Origin of the sequence: Actinosynnema sp. NPDC023658, assembly GCF_040639995.1 — a bacterium.
Taxonomy (GTDB): domain Bacteria; phylum Actinomycetota; class Actinomycetes; order Mycobacteriales; family Pseudonocardiaceae; genus Actinosynnema.
The window spans coordinates 1-1,504 of sequence record NZ_JBFAAX010000966.1; the positions used below are offsets into that span (position 1 = coordinate 1).

Below are 1,504 nucleotides of genomic sequence, written 5' to 3' on the forward strand. Positions count from 1 at the left end.
GCTCGGCTGGTCCACCAGCGCCGGTGCCGTGCTCGTGCCGCGCGCCAACGCGGCGTTGAGCCGCAAGCACCCGACGATCACCGTCACGAGCCGCGAGGGTGGCACACCAGCCCTGGTGAAGGCCCTGCGCGCGGGAACGGTCGACCTGGCGGAGCTGGCGACGGCACCGCCGTTCCGGCCGTTCGACGCCGAGTCGCCCGCGTTGCGGGTCATGACCTTGGTCGAGCGGAGCCTGCGCGTCGCCGTCCCTTCGACCCACCCCCTCGCCGCACGGGCGGCCGTGACGCAGGAGGACCTGCTCGGGCAGCGGTGGATCGCCGGCACGGGCGCGCACGAGCTGGGGGTGTGGCCGGGCCTGGCCGAACGCCCCTCGACCGCCCACACCGCCCGCGACTGGCTGGCGAAGCTGAGCCTGGTCGCGGCGGGTGCCGGCATCACCACGGTGCCCGCCACCTTCACCGCCGCCGTGCCCCCTGGCGTCCGGGTGCTCCAGGTCGTCGACTCGACCGAACAGCGCCGGGTCGTGCTGGCACGCCTGCCCGGCCCCGTCCCCGGCCCGGTCGACGCGCTGGTCCAGGTCTTCCACGCGGTCGCGGCGGACCTGACCGAGTAGCGCTCGCGACCGGGCGTGCCGCAGGGATCGGAAGAAGTCCCGGGTTGGTTCCCGGTGCCGATTCACCGCTGGGCGGCCGTCCCGTCGCAGGTCCACTGCCGGACCTCCGCACCGGGCGTGGTGACGAGGTCGTGGTCGTCCGGGCACAGGTTGCCGTGCTGGTTGCGGACGTGCGCCCGCCGGGTCGGGCTCTCCTCGCCGGAAGGTCCCGCCAGGACGGTGTCGGTCGAGACGGGCACGCCGAGGTCGGGGGTGCCGTCGGCGTTCCAGGAGATCTTCTGGACCCGCGTGGTGCGGGTGGTGCCGCAGCCCTCGGAGGCCGAGGAGTTGGCGTGGTAGGCGATCCAGGTCTCCGTGCCGTCCGGCGAGGTGAAGAACGAGGGGTGCCCCGGACCGAACACGCCGGCCGCGTCGTTGCGCTGGAAGACCGGGTCGGGGAACTTCGACCAGGACGCCGCCGCGAGCGGGTCACCACCCCGGTACTCCAGCATGCCCAGCTTGTAGTTCGGGCCGTTGCAGTGGCTGGCCGAGTAGGTCAGGAACGTGCGATCACCCCGCTGCAGCGCGAACGGGCCCTCGTTGACCGCGCCGTCCTGCTGTTCCCACGCCGACGTCGGCGCGGAGATCCGGGTGCCGAACGCCGCCGCGGTGTACGGGTTGGACAGCGGCGCGATGTAGAGCGACTGCAGCCCGTCCGCGTGGATCGCCGAGTAGGTGAGGTACAGCGCGCCGTTGAGCTTGAGCACCGCGCCGTCGATCGCCCACCCGTTGTCCGGCATCAGGTCCAGGATGCCCCGGTAGGTGTAGGGGCCCATCGGATCGGATCCGGCGCTCTCCAGCACGTGGGTGCCACGATCAACGCGCTCATGGCAGCGAGCAGCAACGCGGTCT

General features: G+C 72.8%; 2 protein-coding genes. One reads left to right on the forward strand and one right to left on the reverse strand.

Annotation, left to right across the window (positions count from 1 at the left end):
* Nucleotides 1-613: LysR substrate-binding domain-containing protein (locus AB0G02_RS36990; protein ID WP_360804191.1), on the forward strand; the 613-nt coding region annotated here is incomplete at its 5' end.
* Between the two features lie 62 nt (nt 614-675).
* On the opposite strand, the gene AB0G02_RS36995 is transcribed toward AB0G02_RS36990, so the two are convergent.
* The coding region (locus AB0G02_RS36995; RefSeq protein ID WP_360804194.1) for a glycoside hydrolase family 43 protein at nt 676-1,504 on the reverse strand (829 nt) is incomplete at its 5' end.